The organism is Pseudanabaena mucicola FACHB-723 (assembly GCF_014696385.1).
GTDB lineage: Bacteria > Cyanobacteriota > Cyanobacteriia > Pseudanabaenales > Pseudanabaenaceae > Pseudanabaena.
The window spans coordinates 60,084-80,835 of record NZ_JACJQB010000001.1; the positions used below are offsets into that span (position 1 = coordinate 60,084).

Below are 20,752 nucleotides of genomic sequence, written 5' to 3' on the forward strand. Positions count from 1 at the left end.
GCAATGAATCCATTTGGTGGCATCGTCCAAAAAGCTTTTTATCTAGGCATGGGTTTAGCAACAGTTGCGGGTGAAAAAGCAGGCGAAACCCTAAATGAACTGCGGACTCAGGCCAGCAAACTTGCCGATGAACTAGTCGAACGCGGTGAAATGACCACCGAAGAAGCACGCAAGTTTGTCGATGACTTAGTTCGTAATTCGCAAAAGCCTATTGCTGAAACCAAAAACACTTCTAATTCCAGTGATGCACCTCGGACAATCTCCATCGATGATGAAGATGATGCTAGCTCTGAGTCCAATGCTGAGCCAAATAATGTTGATGACCTCAAGAGCAAGGTTGAAGCTTTACAAGAAGAACTGAGGCGTTTACAAAAATAATCTAAAGTTTTTGCTGATTTTTGATATTGGCACAGAAAATAATTGTGTCTTCAAAACGATCAGTAAAGCATTATGCGTAAAATCTTCACTGTGCCGATCGCATCTTGCGTGCTATTTTTAAGTGTTTTTGCTGTCTCTACATCCCTACCTATAAACAACATCCTTGCATGGGCTAATTCTTCTACATCTCAAATATCTGAAGAATCTGGACTCCTCAATCAAGCACAGCAATATCTTGAAGTCAGTCAAAATTTGAAGGCATTTGAGATCTACAAACAGGCTTTAAAGCTTTATCAAAAACTGGGAGATACCAAAGGTCAAGCTCTTGCTTATATTGGTATGGGCAATGCCTATTACAGTCATGAGCAGCTATTTCCCCTAGCCACAACGCGAGTTAATGTTTTTGGTGATTTTAGCCTTATGGAGGGTGAAAAGTCTTTCCGAGAAGCTCTTTATCTTGCTAAGAAAATCAAGAATACTCAATTAGAAGCTCAAGCTTTAGCGGGCATCGGTCGAGCGATAGATCGACTGAGCATGTATGACAGGGCTATCAGCTACTATGAACAGGCTTTGAGCATTACGAGGCAAATAGGCGATCGCAAATTAGAGGGCAGGCTATTAAACTATATTGGCGAATCTCGAATTGAGCGTTCAGATCTACTCAACACAGCGAACTATCACCAACAAGCAGTCACAATTGCTCAAGAAAGCGGAGATCAACAAGGGGAGGCGCTTGCTCTACAATCCCTTTGCCGACTGTATCGCTACCGCTCCGACTATGAAGTAGTGAATAAAACGAATAAGGCTGGAGCTATGCAAAAGCAAGCAAAACAATACTGTCAAAAGGCTCTAGCGATTTTTAAACAGGTGAATGACTCTTCTCGATCAATTAATGTATTGAGATCTTTAGCATCGGAATATAAAGACTTAGTCAATCCTCAAGAATCTATTGGCTATTATCAACAGATTTTAGCGATCGCAAAAAGTAATAACGATAGGCAAGAAGTCAAAAGTACATTAACAATTTTAGGTAATAGTTATGAAGAACTAAATGAATATCAACAAGCAATTGACTACTACTTACAAGCATTAAATCTTTTTCAACCTGCTGAAATAAATGATCTTGATGCCTACTATGTATACAAGTATCTGGGTCGCAGCTACGTTTATCTAAACCAGTATCAGATCGCTATTAGTTACTATCAAAAGGCTTTAACAATTGCTCAGGATTATAGAAAGCAAAACAATGAAGAATATTTCTTCTATGAGCGGGAAATCTTGTCTGATCTAGCTGATGCCTATTACGGTCAAAATGATTTTCATAAAGCTGTGGAATTTTATGGGAATAGTCTTGCATTGTACAAAGACAGCAGTGACGAAGAAATGAGGGGATATCTTTTATGTAGCTTAGGAGTATCCCAATATGGCTTAGGAAATTATCAACTAGCAATCGCCAATTACCTAGCTAGTCTAAAAATTTACCAAAGCTTAACCATGCCAAAAGAGCAAGCAGTCTTACTTGCTAATTTAGGAGAGGCATGGTTTGCCTATGGCGAATATCAAAAATCGATTGATGCTTATCAAAAAGCATTGTTAATCTATCAACAGTTGGATGACCGTGATGCAGCAATACAATTAACATCCGAAATTAAAAAGGTCACAGATACTCTTGTCAATAAGAAGAGTTAACCCCAGACTTTGTAGGGACATACTACAGCAACACGATTTTTACTAATGAGAGCAGAAATCCAAGGTGCAAGTGGTGGTGCGAAGAGATATCAGAAATTCAGTACATGCTTTCTCCTGTTTCACTATTTTTGTCTGACCTATCAGCCAGTAATAATGCTATAATTGCATTCGCTAAATTATTGCCGATGTAGCACAGGGGTAGTGCAGCTGATTCGTAATCAGCAGGCCGTGAGTTCAAATCTCATCATCGGCTTATAGAAAAAAAGAGGGAGGAATCACTTTGCGATTCCTCCCTCTTTTTTGTTGGGCTTAGAACGGAATATCGTCGTAGTCAGGAGCATCATTAATCGGTGGTGCTACAGGTGGGGCATAGCTAGCCATCGGCACGACATTACTGGGGGTAGGATTGCTTGCTGCTGGTTTGTTACGGGGAGCAGATGTCGAAGCGCTAACGGCCATGCTGCTGCCACTACCCAAACTATGAATACGTTGGGCGATTAACTCAGTACGTTTTTCTTTGTAAGTACCACGATCGACTGTATCAAGGCGTAAGCGACCTTCCACAACAACTTGATCGCCTTTATGGTATTTCTCAACAATCTCGTCCGCCAAATTATTCCAGCCTACAACCTTAATCCGATAGGGGGCATCTTCGGCACGTCCGCCTGCAAATTGTACAAGAAATGAAGCGATCGAGCTTTGGTTATCGGGAGTACGGCGCAGCTCAGGATCGCTAAGCAATTCTGCCATCAGGACTATAGAGTTCATAGGAAAGTTATCAAAAGCTTATGGCTTATTTTAATTAGCCATCATATCGCGATCGCAAAGTAATCATCGCAAAAACTGTAAAGACTATACAAAATCTTGAGTGCAATAGTTTGCGTCAGCATGTATACTTTTGCTGATTATCAAGCTGCTAGTCTGCAATAGTATTAGTCCAGTACATATGCTGACCGTCAATGCAATCATCATTAGTGCCATCATCCTTGATGTTGGGATTCAGTCCGTGATTATCGACAGAATATTTCGAGCTAAACAAAGTAACAGACGGCGGGAAGAAGTGGAAGAAGAAAACCTCACTCGCTATGAGTCCAACACATCTAGCGATCAACCAAAAGGCTGGGAATTTAAGATCCTGCGTACTAGTAGTGGTGGCTTTCGTAATCGCAAAGTTTTAAATCGTGTTTGTGCCGAAGAGTCTCAGTCAGGCTGGATTTTATTAGAAAAACTTGATAACCATCGATTACGGTTCCGTCGCCCTATCAGCGCTCGTGAACGCGATCATCAAGCCAAGATTGATCCCTATCGTTCTCACTATGGCATTTCCGAATCGGTGGAGACTTGGACAACAATTTTGGTGATCTTGGCAATCATGAGTGGAGCTGCCGTTTTTGGGTTTACGGCGATTAATCAGTTCTTTGGAGATTGGCAAGTTCGCTCTATTCCAAATGCTCCTAGCTCCAAAGATAATGAAATTCGTAAGCCTCCTGCTAGCCCTGCATCTAAACCAACAGCTTCTCCAAACACATAAAATACAGACATGAAAGCAATTGTAATGACCGCCGCAGGCAATGCCGATGTCCTACAAATGGCAGATCTGCCAGAACCCACGATTCAATCCCCCACAGAAATTTTAGTGCGCCTCAAAGCCGCAGGTATCAATCCAATTGATACAAAACTGCGTAGCCGTGGCACATTCCAGCCCGACAGCCTGCCATCGATTCTCGGCTGTGATGGTGCTGGCATTGTGGAGGCAATTGGTGCGGAGGTGACCAAATTTAAGGTTGGCGATCATGTCTATTTTTGTAATGGGGGCTTAGGTTTGCATCAGGGCAACTATGCGGAACTAACTACTATTGACGAAAAATTCGCCGCCCATAAGCCCAAATCTCTCAGTTTTGAAGAAGCCGCCGCCGCTCCTTTAGTTTTGTTAACTGCATGGGAAGCTCTCTATGATCGGGGCAATTTACAACTATCAACACAATCATCAGCAAATGTGTTAATTCATGCAGGTGCTGGTGGTGTTGGGCATGTGGCAATCCAGCTAGCTAAGCTGAGAGGTGCAAATGTCTGCACGACCGTTGGCTCTGAGGCTAAAGCCAGATTTGTAAGGGGTTTGGGTGCAGATCTGCCGATCGCCTATAAGCAAACTGATTTTGTAAAGGCATCTCTCGACTGGACAAATGGCGAAGGAGTTGACCTTGCCTTTGATACCGTCGGTGGCAGCTTAATCGAGCAGACTTTTCCTGCGGTAAGAGTTTATGGCGATCTGGTGACGATTTTAGAGCCACCTGTGGATATTAGTTGGAAGGTTGCCCGTACTCGCAATTTACGTTTTAGCATGGAGCTAATGTTAACGCCGATGCTGCTGCAAAATACGGTCTTACAAATTAAGCAAGCTCATATCTTGAGTGAATGTGCAGCATTATTTGATTCAAGCAAGTTGAAGATTCATGTGAGTGATATATTCCCTCTTTCCGAAGTGGCAAAAGCTCATCAATTATTAGAAAGTAGCTCGATGACAGGCAAAATTGCGATCGCAATTTAACGTTCTACATAAATAAGGGAGGTGCGAAGCACCTCCCTTATTTTTTATCGAAATGTTGCCAACTGCGACATTTGCTTTTCGTTGGTTATAGTCATGACTTGATGCTTTGTGTTGATATCGACCCAATTCTTTTCCTTGAGCTTGTCTAACACCTTGGCAGTATCTTCAGGACTCACCTCGGATAGGTCAGCAATATCCGCTACAGGAATATTAAAAATATTAATCCCTGCTTCATTTTTGTTGCCATAGGTATTTGCTAAGCCTAGCAAAACCGAAGCAATCCTTACCGCAGGGACTTGTTGGCGCAACTGAGTGCGCTGGTTCGCTTTGCGTAAACGTCGCACCATCAGTTGCAACATGCGATGGTGTATTTGCGGATCTTTAAAAAGAAACTCCAGAAACTTTTGGGCAGGAACACTCAGCACCCGTACTGGCGTAAAGGCAATCACATCAGTCGAGCGTGGTGACTCGTCAAGAATTGCCATCTCACCAAAAAAGTCGCCGTTACCTAACACAGCAAGGGTGGTTGCCTCTTGATTTCGCAAAAATCTGACCTTTACCCAGCCAGACAGAATAAAGTAAACCGCATTACCCCAAGCATCTTCCATCAGTACAGCCCGTCCCGCAGGATAGTCTCGCTCTGCGGACTCAGCCAGTAGCCATTCCAAGGTTTCGTGGCTTGCCGCCTCGAAGAGTGGAAATATGCTTTTGAAGGTATCCGTCTGCATAGAAATTTGTTAAGGAATAGTTTTTGCGATCGCAGAATTTAAGCGAAATCAAGATACTAGCTTGAGGATGCAATTAAGCACCCATTACTTCATAGCCAGCGTCAACATAAATAATTTGACCAGTAACCGCACTAGAAAGATCACTACCCAAGAAAGTTGCCACATTACCCACATCATCAGGGGTGACTAAACGGCGCAAAGGTGCAGTTTCTTCGTAGTGGTGCAACATTTTATGGAAGTCACCAATCGCCGCAGAGGCAAGGGTACGAATTGGTCCCGCCGAAATAGCATTAACCCGAATATTGTCAGGCCCCATATCAGAGGCGAGGTAACGCACGTTCATTTCCAAAGCTGCTTTCGCAATACCCATAACATTGTAGTTAGGTACAACTTTTGCGCCGCCAATATAGCTGAGGGTGATCACACTACCGCCATCTTTCATCAGAGGTTTGGCAGCGCGACACAGATGGATCAAAGAATAAGCACTGACATCAAGGGCGAGTTGAAAGCCTGAGCGGGAAATATCAGTGAAGTTTCCCGATAGGTCTTCTTTATTGGCAAAGGCAAGACAATGCACCAAAATATCAATCTTGTCCCATTTCTCGGCAACCGAGGTAAATAATGAGTCAACCTGCGCGTCATCTTGCACATTGCAAGGCAATAGAAAATCTGGCGATAAAGGATCAGTCAACTCCGCAACTTTACCTTTGTTGCGATCGCGATCGTCTGGCAAGTAAGTAACACCAAGGTTAGCACCAGCCTGATGCAGCTTTTGGGCAATACCCCAAGCGATCGAGCGATTGTTGGCAATCCCAGTCACAAGAGCAGTTTTCCCACTCAGATCTAACAAACCCGTCATGTATATTTCCTAACGTGAACCCAAAGTAATTAAGAATAAGCTTACATTAAAAGCCCATACCCGCGCTTGCTGCCAATGGAGCGAGAGCGCGTTGTAAAAAACTCAGGGCTAAGAAGGCAAGCATTGGCGAAAAGTCCATACCACCGAGAGGCGGAATGATAGAACGAAATAAATTGAGATAGGGATCGGTAACTTGGCTAAGAGCCGCGAAGGGTTGGTTATACCATTCGATATTTGGGAACCAAGTTAGAAGAACACGAATGAATAGTAAACCAAGATAAATCGAGATAAATGAGCTGAATGTGCCAAGAATAACTGCCATAGTGATGTTTTGGGGCTTATAGAGCAATTGAGAAAAATTAAAAATAGCTACAATCATTCTACTAAACACAGCAGAAATAATGCTTTAAGTAATTACTGATCCGAATTAATACTCATGTCTCGCAAAGACTCCGCCGATGTTGGTTTACGACCATTTTTACCCTCAGTCATCGCCAGTTCTTGGCTGACCGAATCAATCGCCGCGTTAAGTTGTGCGATTTTCTTTTCGAGATTGCGGCGGGCAAATTCACTAGAAGTCGGTGACTTATCAAGGATCTGATCGCCATCCAATTGGAGGATTGTCTCGTCTTCTGGCTCAGTGAGCTTAATTGCCACCAATGCGCCAACCACGCCGCCAACAGCAGCACCGAAGAGAAACCCTCCCCAAAAATTACCTGAATTATCTGCCATAGCTTTGCCTTAACGCTCTCGACAACCTTGAAATATTACTAAATCACGTTATCGCGTTTTCCAATCTAATAAAGTATGGGATGATTTCCCCGCCGAATGTGGGGAAATCATCCTTTGCACCTTGATTACTGGAAAAGCAGATTAATCAATGATTTAGCAGTAAGAATTTTGGCACATCATATCATTTTGGCTTGCGTTAAAGCCCAAAATCTGGGCAGCACTAGCGGCTAGTTCTTGCCTGTAATGCGATCGCGATCGCAGTTTTGCTTTGGTCTAACTTTGCGATCAGCTTATCAAGACTATTGGGTTGCCCTGCACTAAAGGCAATATTATTTTTCAAACCTAGCTGCAATAGTTCTGACCGTTCGTTAATCGCCACCTTGTCTTCAGGGTTAGCGGATAGCCAACTGGTATAGCTGTCAATTGCGTCATACCAATATTTATTCTGGGCGTAAATTCTGGCTTTTTCAAGGCTGCTACTAGCCTTGGCGATCGCCTTAGAGACTTCAGGATCTGAATCAAGGCGCACCAAGGCAATCACATTAGTATCATCCACTACGCCATTAGCCGCAAAAGACAAGCGTAGTTGCCAACGCTGTACCTTGCCTTCCACTAGTGCAGGTGCATTTTCAGGCAATGTAAACTTGTAAAGCCCTTCGCCACTTGACTCTCCACGGGCGGTAAAAACTGCCTTAGATGATGTTTCATTACCATTACGCAAGATGAAGGTTAGTTTTGGCAATTCCTTAGAGTTAGCAGAATTGGGAGCAACGTACCAATAGAATGTGGGGCGATCGCTAAGGGTTTTTGCTCCATCTTCAGGAACTAACACTGTCACGGAGGGTAATCCATCAGCATTACCTCTGGTTGCACCACCTGTACCCGCAGCTTTGGATATTCCTAAACCATATTGCGCCATTGCTACAGGGGTAAATGTAAATAAACCGAATCCAGTAGTTAAGCAAAGCGCACTTAAAGTAACTATCTTTTTGATGCTAGGTTTCCTTAAAATCATCATCTTCATCCCACTAATTGCTAAAGCCTATATGGACTTGAGTCGAATACTGTTGTTAACAAGTTCCCATGTCACAACAATCTTTATACATCTTTATATATTTCCCTGACTCATCACATTAATACTCTTTATTAATATGTTTAAGTTTTCGTCAATAATTTTTTGTTGCGTCTTCCCCCAACTGGATGATTTTTTATCTAGCATTAAAGATTATCAAAATTTGCGATCGCTGAAATGAAGCATTTGCGACAATTAATCATAAACCTAGTCGCTAGCATTTCATAGAGATGGGTGATGCCTTCAGAAATTTTCTTAATTAAAATTAAAGGTGAGCAATGCTACCCAAGGTGAATAATTAGTAGAACTCTTTACTTGATGTCGATATATATCGATATTACCTGAATTAACAAGGTGAAAGTTTAAATTTACTTACCATTACTGATTAGCCAAAGACATTAGTAAAGGGAACCTCTGATTTAGTGCTTCCGTCTTTGAGTGGTAACCAGTTAGCAAAACAAGTAGAGCGATATTTAGTAATCCATTTTTGCAGTCAGTCTTCAGCAATATCGATCCAAAGCTTGTAATCAATTTTTCGTTGCTAATGGTGAATTTATTTGTTCAGGATTAAGGTTTCTATATATCTAAATGTTTCTAGGAAAAGTAATTGAGAACTAAGGTAATGAAGTCAGCAACCTTAGTCTAATTAGACTAATCAAATCTTAATTTAATTAGTACATACTTAACAGTTTAGTACAGATTCTAAATATAAAGGCTTTCTAATTATATTGATAACATTAGCCCAATTATCTCAAGTATCCCAAAACAACAAAATTAATGAGTGTAAATACCTATAAAAATCCTGCTCAAATCTTTAGACAGATAGTAATACCCGCCCTTTGACTTTTTTGATTAGTTCGTAATAATATGTAACTCAAGACGCAAGAGAAAAAAAGGTTGATCATGTATTATACAAATCAACTTTGAGTCAGCTTACATGTTGACACGGTAAATTTATAAAACTTAAAGATTGTGATTTTAATCTGTCAAGTTTATGGGCTTGAATTTTGAAGTAATCAGGTCTTCTTTACGTCATCAGCCTTCTGATCTTGGAGAAGCCATATAAAAAACGCTTAGTTTAAAAAATTAGGAGCGATATGTCTGAAGAACCATTGACCCCAACCACACCAAAGACAGTGGATAGGCAAGCTACTAAGCAGGTCGGTCTGTCTGCTGACATGGTTCGCACGTATTTGCACGAAATCGGAAAAATCCCCTTACTCAGTAATGAGGAAGAGATTATCTACGGTAAGCAAGTACAGCAGATGATGATGCTGTTTGAGGCGCAGGAAAAAATTGCCCAAAATAGCGATCGCTTACCGACTGAGCAAGAGTGGGCTGAAGCGGTTGGTCTAGAGCCAGAGATTTTGCATAGCAATATCAAAGTTGGGACTAGAGCCAAACGCAAAATGATTGAGGCTAATCTCCGTTTGGTTGTCTCAGTAGCAAAGAAGTATCAAAAGCGAAACCTAGAACTTCTTGATTTAGTGCAAGAAGGGACGTTGGGATTAGAGCGAGCAGTAGATAAGTTTGACCCAACTAAGGGCTTTAAGTTTTCCACCTATGCCTACTGGTGGATTCGTCAAGCAATTACGCGAGCAATTGCTCAGCAAGCAAGAACAATCCGTTTACCAGTGCATATTACGGAAAAGCTGAATAAGATCAAAAAAGCCCAGCGCCAACTTTCCCAAGAACTTGGTCGGGTTGCGACGGTCGCCGAAATTGCCTTTGAGCTAAATATCAAAACGGATCAAGTGCGTGAATGTCTATCTCTATCGCGTCAGCCGATTTCCCTTGATTTACGCATTGGCGACAATCAAGACACGGAGCTTGCTGAATTGTTAGAAGATACAGGTCGCTCTCCTGATATCTATGTAGAACGTGAATCTTTGCGTACTGATCTGCAAAGCTTGTTGAAGGAGCTGCCCGAGAAGCAACGTCAGGTGATGATCTTGAGATATGGGCTAGAGGATGGACAAGAGATGTCCTTAGCCAGTATTAGTAAGCGGATGGATCTGAGTCGTGAACAGGTCAGACAACTAGAGCGCCAAGCGATGGATTATCTTCGCAAGCGCAAAACCAGAATGCAGGAATACCTAGCTAGCTAAGTAGTTCAGCATAAATAACCTTAAAACCCAGAAGTGGGCAACTCACGCTCTGATTTTTAAGGTTATTTATGTTTAGCTACTTACAAACAAAAAATAAGGGTCGTGCTTAGCACGACCCTTATTTTTTGTTTGCATTTTGGGAATCCCTAAAAATTTGCAATAATCTAGAGTTAGATCTTCTAATACCTATCTAAATAAACCGCTATGCCGCTCAAATCTACAACTCGCCATATTCAGATTTATGCCGCCATCGTTGAGGAGCAGAACGATGAGCTGATCGATAGCGAAAATACTTTGACTTTAGATGTTGATCCTGACAATGAGCTGAACTGGACAGACGGTGCGCTGCAAAAGGTATATCGTAAATTTGATGAACTTGTCGCCGATTACAAGGGTGCAGATTTGACAGATTATAATTTGCGTCGCATCGGCTCTGATTTGGAGCATTTTGTCCGATCGCTGTTACAGCAAGGTGAAGTCACCTACAACCTCAATCATCGCTCACTGAACTACAGCATGGGCTTACCTCAGATTGTGAATACTGAAGCTCAATAGCTTTTTCATTTATGTTTGTAACCGATTAGCAAGTTTATAAAATTCATCTCTGAAATTATGTCTGAAACTACTGCCCCAGAGCCAAAAGCAAAACCCGCCGCTAAGCCTAAAGCCGAAAAGCCACCTGCGATCGAAGAACTACCCTTTGAAGAATTTATTACCACGCATTACTTGCCAGCTTTGACTAGGGCATTTGCTAAGCAAGGCGTTGATGATTTGCAACTAGAGTTTAGTAATTCTCAAGTAAAAGGAATTTGGGCAGAGGGTTTACGCCAGTTTACGGTGTACTTCTCAAAATCCGATCTCAATGCTCAAAAAGCTTTTTCCTGTGCCGATGCAGGACGATCCCCCAGCACCATTGAGCCATTTTTGATCGATGAGCGTAAAGCGCCACTAGATTTATTGGTATTTGGTGTGATTCAACGCTTAAATGCCCAGAAGTGGCTGACGGCTAACTAAAGAAATTGCGTCGCTTGTTTTGCAGGCGACGCAATTTCTATTTGGGGACAATTATTTGTATGCCATCTTTAATTTCAATTTTCATGCCCAGTTTATCTAGTTCTTGAGCAATAGTCTCGACGGTTTTCTTGTCAGTGGCATTTTGTAATACCAACGACCAAGCACCGATTTGAGCTTTACTAACATCACGCTCCTGTTCCAGCCATTGCGCTGATTGACGGGATAAACTGGCGATAAATTTTAGATCTTCAGAAATTTCTTTGTCTATCAGACTACCTCTGTCTGCCCAATCTGCAGCTTGCAAGTAAGATTGCCGCGCACCCTTGGTATCACCTAAAAAAAGTAGTTGGTCTGTTGCTTTATATCGCCAAACTAAATGGGCTTTAGACTGTTGCTCAGGACTTAAATAATTTAACCCTTTGCTATAAATATCAATGGCGGCTCTAGGTGTCCCCGCAAACATCGATACACTAGCCGACATGTAAATGTAGCTACTTAGGAATCGGGGATCACGCTCGATGATGTTAGCAAAATATAGTGGGCTTAACCCATAACCTGTTTGAAACTGATTGCGGGAAACATCATCACCAAAGTATTGCAAAAATTGCAAAAACGTAAAGTTGGCGATCATGTTATTAAAACCTAGTCCCCTTGACGGCAATTGACGGATTAGCTTTAGTCTTGCCTCTTCGTCCCTGACTTCTTTGACCGTTGTGGCTTTGGTTTGACCACTCAATTGCTGATTGAGTCGTGGGAATTGCAAGCTCAGTGCGATCGCTGCGAAAATTGCGATCGCACTAATATTTATCGCTGTACTAATGACTACGTTGCGGAGCCGCATGGAAATTAATTGCCTTCAGAAATGAATTTGTCTTTGTTCAACTCATCGAGCAGCTTATTGCTTGGAGAACCATCAGCAGGGCTGATCGTGTAGAAATTTTGTGCTCTAACGATGGCATTGCGCGTTTCGCCACTCAGCACACCATCCACTTTACCAGTGTAGAAACCTTTCTGAGCTAGTAGGCGTTGTAGTTCAGCAATTTGGTTATTTGCTGCTGCCGTGGTAGCTGGCGGCGTGGTTATGGTGGGAGTTGCGGCGGCTGTGGGCTGTGTAGTTGGCTTGGGTGTGGCTGCAACTGTAGGCGTGGGAGCAGCGGCGGTGGGTTGAGGTTTAGGACTTGGTGCTACAGGAATTGGAGGAATAGGCGTTGCGGTAGGTGGGGCGGCGGCTACAGTGGGTTGAGGAATCGGTGTTACCTGTGGCTTCGGTTCTACGCGGATTGTTGGTGTAACAGGTGCAGTTACTACGGGCGTAGGTATTACGGGAATAGGTGTGACAGGTGCGGGGGGAACAGGTACAGGGGTAACTGTGACTGTTTGTTTAGGCGAACCTGATTCTAAAGCGGCGATTGTTCTTGGGCCAGCAATACCATCGGCGGTTAAACCATAGGCTTTTTGAGCAGCCACAATTGCCTCCCTAGTTCTTGCACCCAGAATTCCTGAAATCGGTCCATTGTAAAATCCGCGATCGGTGAGCAGATTTTGCAAATTGGTAATGTTATTGTCGGTGTTATCTTTCACGGGTTGAGCGTTTTTGGCAGCTTGATTAGTAGTAGTTGCCGCAGGTGTGGCGACTTTGGCATCTTTTTCTAAGGCTGCAATGGTTTGTGAACCCGCAATACCATCAACTGTTAAGCCATAGGCTTTTTGGGCAGCGACGATCGCCGCATCGGTTTGCTTGCCTCTGATGCCGTCAATTGCACCCTGATAAAATCCGCGTTTTGCCAATAGCTGCTGTACTGCCGCTACATCCTTATCTGTTGCACTTTCGGATTTAGTCACAGTGCTACTGCCTGACTCTAAAGCGTTGATGGTCTGTGGGCCTGCAATGCCATCGGCGGTTAGTCCATAGCTTTTCTGAGCGGCGATGATGGCTGTCCGAGTCTGATCGCCCATGATGCCATCGACTGCACCATTATAAAAGCCTCGTTTTTGGAGTAGCTCTTGGAGATTAGAAATCTCGGCACTCTTATTTTTGGTGTTGTTAGGTAATTCTTTTTCTTTGGTTGCTACCCCATCTGACTCTAGTGCTGCGAGAGTTTGTTGCCCTGCAATACCATCAGGGTTGAGATTGTAAGCTTTTTGAGCAGCGATGATGGCTGTCCGAGTTTGATCGCCCATAAGACCATCGACAGCACCGTTATAAAATCCGCGATCGGTCAAAAGCTTTTGCAAATTCATGACTGTGGATGAGGTGCGAATTTGGGTGTCATCGACAGTCACAGATTCGGACTTATCGACTTTGCCACCTTCGAGAGCCGCAATTGTTTGGCTGCCGACAATGCCATCCGCAGGGAGGTTATAGGCTTGTTGAGCGCGAAGAATGGCATTTTTAGTTGCTGTGCCAGCGACACCATCAATATCGCCTGTATAAAAACCATTATTTGCGAGCAGTGTTTGCACATACTGCATATCTGACGATGGGGCATCGGCGGCGATCGCGTTGAGAGTAGAGCCTAGTCCAACCAGCATTGTTGTCCCTGCTAGCAGTAGGCTCAAACTCAATTTGCTAGATTTGTGGGTTAAATTGGCTAGCCAAACCTGAAAACTTTCAGGGATATCGCTTGCGATCGCAAAATCAACATCGATAACATCTTCTTGGATATAAGTGAGAAGTTCCATATTTGTAGACCTTGTGTTTAGAGTTTGTAAGGGGGTTGCTTTTTAATTAAAATTTGTGATTAAGATTGGAAAATTCAAAGGGATACCGATGATTTCAGCAATTTAAGAAGAGTTATGGTCTGGCTTGGAAGAATTTTGATTGGAATTTGGTATTTGCAAGTCCCTGTCTGTCTCATCTCTATTTCGCAAATTATGAGGATTGACTGATCGCACAATTACGACCTGCCGATAACTTTCTGTTCTTGTGACTTCTCTAGTCGTTTCTTTAGTAATTTCTCTAGTAATTTGGGTTCGCGCCGTTTTATTGCGGGTGGGCGTGACCCTGACTTGCGTTTTGGTTTGTAATCTTGGCTTTGACTGCGCGGGATAATTTTTTAATGCGGCTAGGGTTGCTGCGCCGGGGATACCATCAACCGCAAGACTGGCTTGACTATTCTGAAACTCGATCACCGCTTGTTTGGTATTTCGACCATAGACTCCATCAATTTCACCAACCGCAAAACCGCGCTGAGCTAATAAAGTCTGGACTTCTAAAATATATTCGGTCTGACAAAGATAGAGATGATCGCACCAAGGCGCAGTATTTACCGCAGGTTCTAGGATGTGGCTCGCTGCCGCACTGCCAGACCAACCACAACTGCCGACATTGGTAATTGCGATCGCAGTTAGTAAACAAGCTTGCCATTTGCCAATGACTGGGGGAGCGGGCAATGTTGCACAAACTTGATCGCCATTGCGATCGCAGAAATCTTGACTGGCTTGTTCATGCGCCCATGCAGCATATATATATGATGCAAGTTCCATAGTTGCCACTGAATGATTACGGTCTAACTTATTTTAAATGATTTTTTCTGGCATCTTACGGTAAAACATATATATTTTCATGAGGTTTGCCCATTGAGGTCTTGGGAAAAAACAGAGAAATTTTTGAAAGTGCTGCGAAGCAGCACTTTCAAAAATTTCTCTGTTTTTAATTCAGCGCAAAGCTCTGTAGGCTTTTACAAGCTTTTGGGATTGATGTCGTAATCTTCGGAAATTTCCGCCGCGAGAGGCTGTTTTTTGCGAATATCTTGATCGTACTCAATGCCGATTTGAATCACATTCTCTGGATTTGGCTGCTGTTGTCGCTCAATGCCCCTACGCCGCTCCGAAGTCCGCACTTCGCTCGTATCTTCAGTCACCACCTCGTATAGAATCGCCTGTTTATTTGCCTCTGTCCCCCGTCTCAGCACCCTGCCAAGTCGTTGAATATATTCACGGGCTGAGCCTGTACCCGATAGCAAAATGGCAATGCGGGCATCAGGGACATCGACACCTTCATTCAGCACATGGGAGGCAACAAGGGTTTTATATTTGCCTTCACGGAAGCTAGTCAAAATTTCGTGACGCTCTTTGACTGGTGTTTGGTGCGTGAGTGCAGGGATTAGTAAATCCTGTGAAATGCGATAAACCGTGGCGTTGTCATTGGTAAAAATTAAAATTCTCTCGCTAAAATGCTGTGCTAATAGATCGGAAAGCACCCGTAATTTGGCTTCTGTACCAAGCGATAGCTCTTTGGATTGGCGATGGGCAAGCATGGCACGACGACCCGCTTGTGATCGCGCACTCGCTTGGACAAATCTTTGCCAACCTTCCAAACTACCAAGAGAGATTTTAGATTCCTTTAAAAAATGATTGCGACTTTGAATGAGGGAGTCATAAAGTTCCCGTTCTTTTTCGGAAAGAGAAACCTTAATCTGCACAATTTTGTGATCGGCAAGGGCTTTGCCTGCGAGGTCTTCCGCTGACTTGCGATAAACTTGCTCACCAATGAGCAGTTCTAGATCAGCATGTTTGCCATCACTACGCTCAGGGGTAGCAGTTAAGCCTAAACGATAGGGTGCGATCGCAAATTCGGCAATTACCCGAAAAAAATCCGTTGGTAAATGATGGCATTCATCAAACACGATTAAGCCATAGAGATTACCTAAAGCTTCGGCTTGGATAGCGGCGCTGTCGTAGGTAGCCACCAAAATGGGACTGCGATCGCGAGAGCCGCCACCCAATAGCCCAATCTCGACATCAGGAAAGGCGGCTAATAAATGGGCATACCATTGATGCATCAAATCTAATGTTGGCACAACGATCAAGGTACTGCGATTCGTAGCTTGCATTGCCAACTGTGCTAGATAGGTTTTACCTGCCGCGGTTGGCAAGACTACCAAGCCTTGTTTGCCCACCCTTTGCCAAGCCGCCAAAGCCTCACTCTGATGCAGATACGGCTCCATTTTGCTGTGAGCCGTGAGATTGATTTCGCTATAGGCTCGCGCCTTATCCTCGATCGCAATTCCCTCCGAGCGCATCGTCAAAATCAATTGGCGATAGTGATGGGCAGGAATCCGAAACTTCTCAATCCGATCATCCCATGTGGCAAATTCAATCCATGCCTTGCCCTTGGGTGGTGGATGCAAAATTAATGTGCCGCGATCGTAGGTTAATTGAGGAGTGCGAGGCATAGGTCTGGTCTAATGTACGGCACTGATGATCGCATCGTTGAGCTTACCACTGCGAAATCCCTCTAGATCTAAGGTGATTGCCGTAAATCCATACTCACGAAAGTTGCTGGTTAGATCTGCGATCGCAATTGTCGTCATAAATTCATGGAGGCGATCGCTCGGCACTTCAATTTTGGCATTATCCCCCATCGAGCGCACGCGGATATCCCCGCGCCAACCGCAGTCCCGCAAATATTGTTCCGCTTTACCCACTCGGCGCAATTTCTCAATTGTAATTTCTTCGCCATAGGGAAATCGCGAACTTAAACAGGGTTGCGAAGGTTTATCCCACCAAGGCATTCCTAAATGTTGCGATAGCATTCGCACTTCCATTTTGCTAATTCCCACTTCCGCCAAAGGCGATCGCACACCGCGTTCCTTTGCCGCCTGAATCCCCGGTCGATAGTCTTGGAGATCGTCAGCATTTAAACCGTCAACGACATAGCTATAGCCCATTTTTTTTGCAAGGGGTTTGAGGGTATCGTGCAGTTCACTTTTACAGAAATAGCAGCGATTAATGGGGTTAGAGGTGTAATTGGGATTACTCATTTCATCGGTTTGGACGACTTGATGCGGAATGCCGATAAACTCAGCTTGTACCTGAGCCGCCGCTAGATCGGCGGGCAACAGTGATGGCGAGTTTGCCGTAATGGCAAGGGCGCGATCGCCTAAAACATCAAAGGCAATCTTAGCCACCAATGTGCTATCAATCCCCCCCGAATAGGCAACTAGGACTTCTGAAGACTCTTGGAAAATTTGATTTAGGCGATCGAGCTTTGCAGATAGAGTGGCGTTTAACATAGGTAGCTGAGCGCAATTAAATATAAAACCCTAAAACCTATGGCTCACACGCCATGGGTTTTTTAATTATACTGAGCGCTGCCCAACTAAATTTCAGCTTGAGCTTACACAACTTACGAGAATACAGGTTAAGCTAGGATTAATCATCGCTTCTTACGTCACAATCTATGCTACGAATTGTCACCCAGAGAACTGAAGCAGAATCCGAAATCAAGCGGATTTGCGATCGCATCTATGACGATCAGATGATCCACAAGGAAGCCACGGTCACGGAAATCATTCAAACGGTAAGACGCAAAGGCGATACAGCCCTTCTGCACTATACCTCTGAGTTTGATGGACAGGACTTTACGGCATCGGAATTGCGTGTCAGTGGATCAGAACTTGATGCTGCGTATCAGCAAGTCAAAGGTGGTCTGCTAAAAGCGATCGAAATGGCGCATCAACGTATCGAAGACTTTCATAAAATGCGTGTGCCAAAAAGCTGGGTACATTTTGGCGATAAAGATGTGGTCTTGGGCAAACGGTATACTGCCGTTGATGCCGCAGGTATTTACATCCCGGGGGGGAAAGCAGCTTACCCAAGCACAGTATTAATGAATGCTGTCCCTGCCAAGGTGGCAGGCGTGAAAAAGATTGTGATGGTGACACCGCCGGGGCAAGAGCGGACAATTAATCCTGCAATTTTGGTGGCGGCACAGGTGGCGGGGATTGAAGAGATTTATCGTGTCGGTGGCGCACAGGCGATCGCTGCCCTAGCCTATGGTACAGAGAGCATTCCCAAGGTTGATGTGATCACAGGGCCGGGCAATATTTACGTTACTCTCGCCAAAAAACAAGTATTTGGTCGCGTTGGTATTGATTCCATTGCTGGCCCATCGGAAGTCTTAATTATTGCCGACGCTAGCGCTAACCCCACCTATGTCGCGGCGGATATGCTGGCTCAGGCGGAACATGACCAAATGGCAGCATCAATTTTACTAACCAATGACTCGCGTCTTGCCAATCGGGTGGTGGAAGAAGTAACGCGCATGTTGGAAGATCACCCTCGCCGCCTAATGACAGAAAAAGCGATCGCACATTATGGCTTAATTGTCGTCGTCGATAGTCTCAGCACTGCTGCTGAGCTATCTAATCAATTTGCGCCCGAGCACCTTGAACTAGAAGTCGAAGATCCTTGGACCTTAGTCGATCAGATCCGCCATGCAGGGGCAATTTTTATCGGACATTCCACCCCTGAAGCTGTGGGCGATTATCTTGCGGGACCAAATCACACCTTGCCGACCTGTGGTGGTGCGCGTTATTCCTCGGCACTCGGTGTCGAGACTTTCCTCAAGCATTCCAGTCTCATCCAATATAGTCCCGAAGCTCTCAAGGAAGTCTCAGGTGCGATCGCACTGCTAACAGAAGCCGAAGGCTTGCCATCTCACGGCGATTCCGTCAGATTACGACTACAAAATATGTGAAAGGACAATTTCCTGTCAGCAGGTAAACTGGCACTGGTCAGCTAATCGGGGATAGGCGCTGAAATACCCATTTCATGCCGACAAAAAAGGTGCAAATACGTTGATCTGCCCAGTGCCGTCTTTATCTTTATGTATAGGATGGGTAAGAACCGAAACCAAATAATCAGAAAACCTAATTTGTTATGAGTCAAGAGCTTGTCTACCAAACGATCAGCAAATTTCAAGATAAGCTGCTTGATCTTTCGGCTAGGAATAAGCTCTTAAATTTTAAATTTTCAGAAAAAGCGCGTACAGATTCGGGTTGTTAATGATGCGCCAGATCGGATTTACAAACGTCTAAATGAGGGAAAAAAGATGGGCTTGCAAACTTTGCCTGAGCCAGTTAGATGATGCGCGTACATCTATTCAGCAAGCGGGACAAAATACGCTTTATCTGACATGTGCGATCACAAAAACAATTATTGCTAAAATTTTAAGGATGATCGCTACTAATACTAAAATTTTATGTAAATCTAAGCATTACCTGATATTGTGTTTAGTTATAATGCAGCTACTTATAGATAGGTGCAGCCAATGGTTACAGCAATTAAGCAAGTCGGAACTGTGGGCAAAGATGTCAAAAGTGCTTGGGATGTTGCCATGAGTGAGATTAGTGGCGGCAGTTTGGAAATGAAAAGTCTTAGACGAGAAAGAATCAATCAACTCTTTGCAACATGGGCTATGTTGGATAGTGAGGATGAACAAAAAGAAGTTTTGAAGATAATTGAATCTGTGGAAGGCGTGTCGATATTACAAAGTTGCAAGTTGTAGGTCAGCGATCACTGGAAGTTGAAAAATATTTGTGGTTTGGAGTCTTTTGGAGAAGAAAAGAATCGCTAAGTTCTCAATAGTGCCAGTCTGAGGATTGAGCCTTGCGACTACTTCATCACCAATTTCTTCTGATTCTTGATCAGCATAGGGCGGACAGCGATCTATGTAGAGAATATCGCCAATTTTGTCATAGCGGATGGTCAAGTTTTGAGCGATCATGGTGTGTTTCCTGCTAGTTTACGCGCTGTGTAGGCTGTAATTATCCAATGTCGATTGGCTTCAAGGTCAGATACAGTAATCACGATTAAATAACGCCCTGTACGAATTGTATCAAACCACTTAGAAAATAGTAATGCTTGGGTATCATGCTTGCTAGGACGAACGCGATCAGGATTTGCTAAAGTATCTGATAGTTGCTCAAGGTAATCGGGTAATGTGTTCGGATGATTTTGAATAATATGTGATTCTCTTTCATCGCTTAGTTCTACTTGACCTGATAGGTATGGACAATCAAAAAGATGACTCATGTATAATTTGTCTATTCAAATTTTGTAATCTTACAAGCTAATCACTTGATTACTTGCTGACAGTTTTATGGGTGGGGCGATCGCCGATCAATAGTTGCTAAAATATTAAATATATCTAAATATCATAAATTTATGTTTAGAGATTCACAGTTTATTAGCAGGTCTCCCGATGTGATGGGCGGCACAACTGTATTTGCGAATACAAGAGTTCCTGTGCAGACGCTTTTGGATTATCTCAAGGCTGGAGAATCGATTGATGATTTTTTGGATGGTTTTCCAACTGTAACCAGAGAACAGGTTATTTATTTTTTAGAAGAGTTGGGAAGAAGCTTGTTGAGTGTGGCGGCGTAATATTAGGATTCTTTTGGATGAGTGTATTGATCGTCGATTTGCTAGAGAAATTATTGGCTATGAAGTAAAAACAGTTCCGCAGATGGGATGGGCAGGAGTCAAAAACGGTAAGCTTTTAGCCCTTGCGGTAGAAGAGTTTGATGTCTTTGTGACGGTTGATCGCAATTTATCTTTTCAGCAAAATCTTCCTCAGTTTGATATTGCGGTAGTGGTTTTGCAAGCACCATCAAATAGTTTGGCAGCGCTCAAACCTCTAGCTGCAAAGCTTTTAGTAGTTCTGGACTCCGTGAGTAAGGGGCAAGTTACGATTATTGCAGAATGAGATCGCTTTTTGCTTAATAACAGTAAATCTTCAAAACCTACAAATTGTTGCGCCGTAATTTTATTGCACAACAATCATGCAAATTAAATGCACATCAGCTTAACCAACTTCCATTAACAAGTTTTTTAAAA

Annotated in this window: 24 protein-coding genes and 1 tRNA gene; 12 read left to right on the plus strand and 13 right to left on the minus strand. The window is 43.5% G+C overall.

Going from position 1 to position 20,752, the window contains the following annotated elements:
* The first annotated feature begins 3 nt into the window (after window positions 1-3).
* The 3 genes from H6F41_RS00225 (at window position 4) to H6F41_RS00235 (ending at window position 2,320) form a co-directional block, all read left to right on the plus strand.
* Window positions 4-378, plus strand: a complete 375-nt coding sequence (locus tag H6F41_RS00225) for a phasin family protein (protein ID WP_190401696.1) — start codon at window positions 4-6, stop codon at window positions 376-378.
* Between the two features lie 72 nt (window positions 379-450).
* The gene (locus H6F41_RS00230) at window positions 451-2,067 is read left to right on the plus strand and encodes a tetratricopeptide repeat protein (RefSeq protein WP_190401462.1); all 1,617 of its coding nucleotides are present in this window, start codon (window positions 451-453) and stop codon (window positions 2,065-2,067) included.
* A 181-nt stretch (window positions 2,068-2,248) separates the two neighbouring features.
* Window positions 2,249-2,320, plus strand: a tRNA-Thr gene (locus H6F41_RS00235).
* Window positions 2,321-2,376: 56 nt separating this feature from the next.
* Here H6F41_RS00235 and H6F41_RS00240 read toward each other — a convergent pair.
* Window positions 2,377-2,835, minus strand: coding sequence for a single-stranded DNA-binding protein (locus H6F41_RS00240; RefSeq protein ID WP_190401463.1), 459 nt, complete (start codon window positions 2,833-2,835; stop codon window positions 2,377-2,379).
* 178 nt (window positions 2,836-3,013) lie between these two features.
* Here H6F41_RS00240 and H6F41_RS00245 point away from each other — a divergent pair, with 178 nt between their 5' ends.
* Both H6F41_RS00245 and H6F41_RS00250 read left to right on the plus strand, forming a co-directional pair.
* Window positions 3,014-3,598 carry a hypothetical protein gene (locus tag H6F41_RS00245; protein ID WP_190401464.1) on the plus strand — a complete coding sequence of 195 codons (585 nt, stop codon included), beginning with the start codon at window positions 3,014-3,016 and terminating at the stop codon, window positions 3,596-3,598.
* A 9-nt stretch (window positions 3,599-3,607) separates the two neighbouring features.
* Window positions 3,608-4,615, plus strand: coding sequence for a zinc-dependent alcohol dehydrogenase family protein (locus H6F41_RS00250; RefSeq protein ID WP_190401465.1), 1,008 nt, complete (start codon window positions 3,608-3,610; stop codon window positions 4,613-4,615).
* Between the two features lie 44 nt (window positions 4,616-4,659).
* Here the strand turns inward: H6F41_RS00250 and H6F41_RS00255 are convergent, their stop codons facing one another.
* The 5 genes from H6F41_RS00255 to H6F41_RS00275 all read right to left on the minus strand — a co-directional run bounded on the left by H6F41_RS00255 (window position 4,660) and on the right by H6F41_RS00275 (window position 7,958).
* Window positions 4,660-5,343, minus strand: a complete 684-nt coding sequence (locus tag H6F41_RS00255) for a Crp/Fnr family transcriptional regulator (RefSeq protein ID WP_190401466.1) — start codon at window positions 5,341-5,343, stop codon at window positions 4,660-4,662.
* 73 nt (window positions 5,344-5,416) lie between these two features.
* Window positions 5,417-6,193: an enoyl-ACP reductase FabI gene (fabI, locus tag H6F41_RS00260; protein ID WP_190401697.1), complete on the minus strand. Its 777-nt coding sequence runs from the start codon at window positions 6,191-6,193 to the stop codon at window positions 5,417-5,419.
* A gap of 55 nt (window positions 6,194-6,248) precedes the next feature.
* The gene (locus tag H6F41_RS00265; protein ID WP_190401467.1) at window positions 6,249-6,524 is read right to left on the minus strand and encodes a YggT family protein; all 276 of its coding nucleotides are present in this window, start codon (window positions 6,522-6,524) and stop codon (window positions 6,249-6,251) included.
* A 92-nt stretch (window positions 6,525-6,616) separates the two neighbouring features.
* Complete coding sequence (locus H6F41_RS00270) at window positions 6,617-6,934, minus strand: hypothetical protein (protein ID WP_190401468.1); 318 nt, start codon at window positions 6,932-6,934, stop codon at window positions 6,617-6,619.
* 220 nt (window positions 6,935-7,154) lie between these two features.
* Window positions 7,155-7,958, minus strand: a complete 804-nt coding sequence (locus H6F41_RS00275) for a DUF928 domain-containing protein (RefSeq protein WP_190401469.1) — start codon at window positions 7,956-7,958, stop codon at window positions 7,155-7,157.
* Between the two features lie 1,145 nt (window positions 7,959-9,103).
* Here H6F41_RS00275 and H6F41_RS00280 point away from each other — a divergent pair.
* The 3 genes from H6F41_RS00280 to H6F41_RS00290 all read left to right on the plus strand — a co-directional run bounded on the left by H6F41_RS00280 (window position 9,104) and on the right by H6F41_RS00290 (window position 11,128).
* The gene (locus H6F41_RS00280) at window positions 9,104-10,114 is read left to right on the plus strand and encodes an RNA polymerase sigma factor, RpoD/SigA family (protein WP_277873970.1); all 1,011 of its coding nucleotides are present in this window, start codon (window positions 9,104-9,106) and stop codon (window positions 10,112-10,114) included.
* A gap of 204 nt (window positions 10,115-10,318) precedes the next feature.
* The gene (locus H6F41_RS00285) at window positions 10,319-10,669 is read left to right on the plus strand and encodes an NAD(P)H-quinone oxidoreductase subunit M (protein WP_190401470.1); all 351 of its coding nucleotides are present in this window, start codon (window positions 10,319-10,321) and stop codon (window positions 10,667-10,669) included.
* 57 nt (window positions 10,670-10,726) lie between these two features.
* Complete coding sequence (locus tag H6F41_RS00290) at window positions 10,727-11,128, plus strand: DUF2996 domain-containing protein (protein ID WP_190401471.1); 402 nt, start codon at window positions 10,727-10,729, stop codon at window positions 11,126-11,128.
* Window positions 11,129-11,165: 37 nt separating this feature from the next.
* On the opposite strand, the gene H6F41_RS00295 is transcribed toward H6F41_RS00290, so the two are convergent.
* From H6F41_RS00295 to larE, 5 genes are all read right to left on the minus strand, one after another.
* Window positions 11,166-11,969, minus strand: coding sequence for a hypothetical protein (locus H6F41_RS00295; protein WP_190401472.1), 804 nt, complete (start codon window positions 11,967-11,969; stop codon window positions 11,166-11,168).
* 5 nt (window positions 11,970-11,974) lie between these two features.
* The gene (locus H6F41_RS18845) at window positions 11,975-13,810 is read right to left on the minus strand and encodes a peptidoglycan-binding domain-containing protein (protein ID WP_190401473.1); all 1,836 of its coding nucleotides are present in this window, start codon (window positions 13,808-13,810) and stop codon (window positions 11,975-11,977) included.
* Between the two features lie 102 nt (window positions 13,811-13,912).
* Window positions 13,913-14,614: a peptidoglycan-binding domain-containing protein gene (locus H6F41_RS00305; RefSeq protein WP_190401474.1), complete on the minus strand. Its 702-nt coding sequence runs from the start codon at window positions 14,612-14,614 to the stop codon at window positions 13,913-13,915.
* A 194-nt stretch (window positions 14,615-14,808) separates the two neighbouring features.
* Window positions 14,809-16,305 (minus strand): DEAD/DEAH box helicase, encoded by a 1,497-nt coding sequence (locus H6F41_RS00310; RefSeq protein ID WP_190401475.1) that lies wholly within the window; start codon window positions 16,303-16,305, stop codon window positions 14,809-14,811.
* A 9-nt stretch (window positions 16,306-16,314) separates the two neighbouring features.
* Window positions 16,315-17,145 carry an ATP-dependent sacrificial sulfur transferase LarE gene (gene larE / locus H6F41_RS00315; RefSeq protein ID WP_190401476.1) on the minus strand — a complete coding sequence of 277 codons (831 nt, stop codon included), beginning with the start codon at window positions 17,143-17,145 and terminating at the stop codon, window positions 16,315-16,317.
* 167 nt (window positions 17,146-17,312) lie between these two features.
* Between larE and hisD the strand changes: the two genes are divergently transcribed.
* Window positions 17,313-18,611 carry a histidinol dehydrogenase gene (gene hisD / locus H6F41_RS00320; protein ID WP_190401477.1) on the plus strand — a complete coding sequence of 433 codons (1,299 nt, stop codon included), beginning with the start codon at window positions 17,313-17,315 and terminating at the stop codon, window positions 18,609-18,611.
* A gap of 573 nt (window positions 18,612-19,184) precedes the next feature.
* Window positions 19,185-19,421: a hypothetical protein gene (locus H6F41_RS00325; protein WP_190401478.1), complete on the plus strand. Its 237-nt coding sequence runs from the start codon at window positions 19,185-19,187 to the stop codon at window positions 19,419-19,421.
* On the opposite strand, the gene H6F41_RS00330 is transcribed toward H6F41_RS00325, so the two are convergent.
* Window positions 19,401-19,637, minus strand: coding sequence for a DUF2283 domain-containing protein (locus H6F41_RS00330; protein WP_190401699.1), 237 nt, complete (start codon window positions 19,635-19,637; stop codon window positions 19,401-19,403). The two genes, H6F41_RS00325 and H6F41_RS00330, sit on opposite strands and share 21 nt — an antisense overlap.
* Window positions 19,637-19,948: a hypothetical protein gene (locus H6F41_RS00335; protein WP_190401479.1), complete on the minus strand. Its 312-nt coding sequence runs from the start codon at window positions 19,946-19,948 to the stop codon at window positions 19,637-19,639. Before H6F41_RS00335 ends, H6F41_RS00330 begins: the two co-directional genes overlap by 1 nt.
* 132 nt (window positions 19,949-20,080) lie before the next feature.
* On the opposite strand from H6F41_RS00335, the gene H6F41_RS00340 reads away from it, so the two are divergent.
* Together H6F41_RS00340 and H6F41_RS00345 are read left to right on the plus strand one after the other, a co-directional pair.
* Window positions 20,081-20,299 carry a DUF433 domain-containing protein gene (locus H6F41_RS00340; RefSeq protein ID WP_190401480.1) on the plus strand — a complete coding sequence of 73 codons (219 nt, stop codon included), beginning with the start codon at window positions 20,081-20,083 and terminating at the stop codon, window positions 20,297-20,299.
* A 1-nt stretch (window position 20,300) separates the two neighbouring features.
* Window positions 20,301-20,621 carry a DUF5615 family PIN-like protein gene (locus tag H6F41_RS00345; protein WP_190401700.1) on the plus strand — a complete coding sequence of 107 codons (321 nt, stop codon included), beginning with the start codon at window positions 20,301-20,303 and terminating at the stop codon, window positions 20,619-20,621.
* Window positions 20,622-20,752: the final 131 nt, after the last annotated feature.

Excerpts from the sequence above, each read along its gene's own strand:
- H6F41_RS00225 (WP_190401696.1), top strand. The coding sequence starts at position 4 with ATGAATCCATTTGGTGGCATCGTCCAAAAAGCTTTTTATCTAGGCATG.
- H6F41_RS00230 (WP_190401462.1), top strand. The coding sequence starts at position 451 with ATGCGTAAAATCTTCACTGTGCCGATCGCATCTTGCGTGCTATTTTTA.
- H6F41_RS00240 (WP_190401463.1), bottom strand. The coding sequence starts at position 2,835 with ATGAACTCTATAGTCCTGATGGCAGAATTGCTTAGCGATCCTGAGCTG.
- H6F41_RS00245 (WP_190401464.1), top strand. The coding sequence starts at position 3,014 with ATGCTGACCGTCAATGCAATCATCATTAGTGCCATCATCCTTGATGTT.
- H6F41_RS00250 (WP_190401465.1), top strand. The coding sequence starts at position 3,608 with ATGAAAGCAATTGTAATGACCGCCGCAGGCAATGCCGATGTCCTACAA.
- H6F41_RS00255 (WP_190401466.1), bottom strand. The coding sequence starts at position 5,343 with ATGCAGACGGATACCTTCAAAAGCATATTTCCACTCTTCGAGGCGGCA.
- H6F41_RS00265 (WP_190401467.1), bottom strand. The coding sequence starts at position 6,524 with ATGGCAGTTATTCTTGGCACATTCAGCTCATTTATCTCGATTTATCTT.
- H6F41_RS00270 (WP_190401468.1), bottom strand. The coding sequence starts at position 6,934 with ATGGCAGATAATTCAGGTAATTTTTGGGGAGGGTTTCTCTTCGGTGCT.
- H6F41_RS00275 (WP_190401469.1), bottom strand. The coding sequence starts at position 7,958 with ATGAAGATGATGATTTTAAGGAAACCTAGCATCAAAAAGATAGTTACT.
- H6F41_RS00280 (WP_277873970.1), top strand. The coding sequence starts at position 9,104 with ATGTCTGAAGAACCATTGACCCCAACCACACCAAAGACAGTGGATAGG.
- H6F41_RS00285 (WP_190401470.1), top strand. The coding sequence starts at position 10,319 with ATGCCGCTCAAATCTACAACTCGCCATATTCAGATTTATGCCGCCATC.
- H6F41_RS00290 (WP_190401471.1), top strand. The coding sequence starts at position 10,727 with ATGTCTGAAACTACTGCCCCAGAGCCAAAAGCAAAACCCGCCGCTAAG.
- H6F41_RS00295 (WP_190401472.1), bottom strand. The coding sequence starts at position 11,969 with ATGCGGCTCCGCAACGTAGTCATTAGTACAGCGATAAATATTAGTGCG.
- H6F41_RS18845 (WP_190401473.1), bottom strand. The coding sequence starts at position 13,810 with ATGGAACTTCTCACTTATATCCAAGAAGATGTTATCGATGTTGATTTT.
- H6F41_RS00305 (WP_190401474.1), bottom strand. The coding sequence starts at position 14,614 with ATGGAACTTGCATCATATATATATGCTGCATGGGCGCATGAACAAGCC.
- H6F41_RS00310 (WP_190401475.1), bottom strand. The coding sequence starts at position 16,305 with ATGCCTCGCACTCCTCAATTAACCTACGATCGCGGCACATTAATTTTG.
- larE (WP_190401476.1), bottom strand. The coding sequence starts at position 17,145 with ATGTTAAACGCCACTCTATCTGCAAAGCTCGATCGCCTAAATCAAATT.
- hisD (WP_190401477.1), top strand. The coding sequence starts at position 17,313 with ATGCTACGAATTGTCACCCAGAGAACTGAAGCAGAATCCGAAATCAAG.
- H6F41_RS00325 (WP_190401478.1), top strand. The coding sequence starts at position 19,185 with ATGGTTACAGCAATTAAGCAAGTCGGAACTGTGGGCAAAGATGTCAAA.
- H6F41_RS00335 (WP_190401479.1), bottom strand. The coding sequence starts at position 19,948 with ATGAGTCATCTTTTTGATTGTCCATACCTATCAGGTCAAGTAGAACTA.
- H6F41_RS00340 (WP_190401480.1), top strand. The coding sequence starts at position 20,081 with ATGTTTAGAGATTCACAGTTTATTAGCAGGTCTCCCGATGTGATGGGC.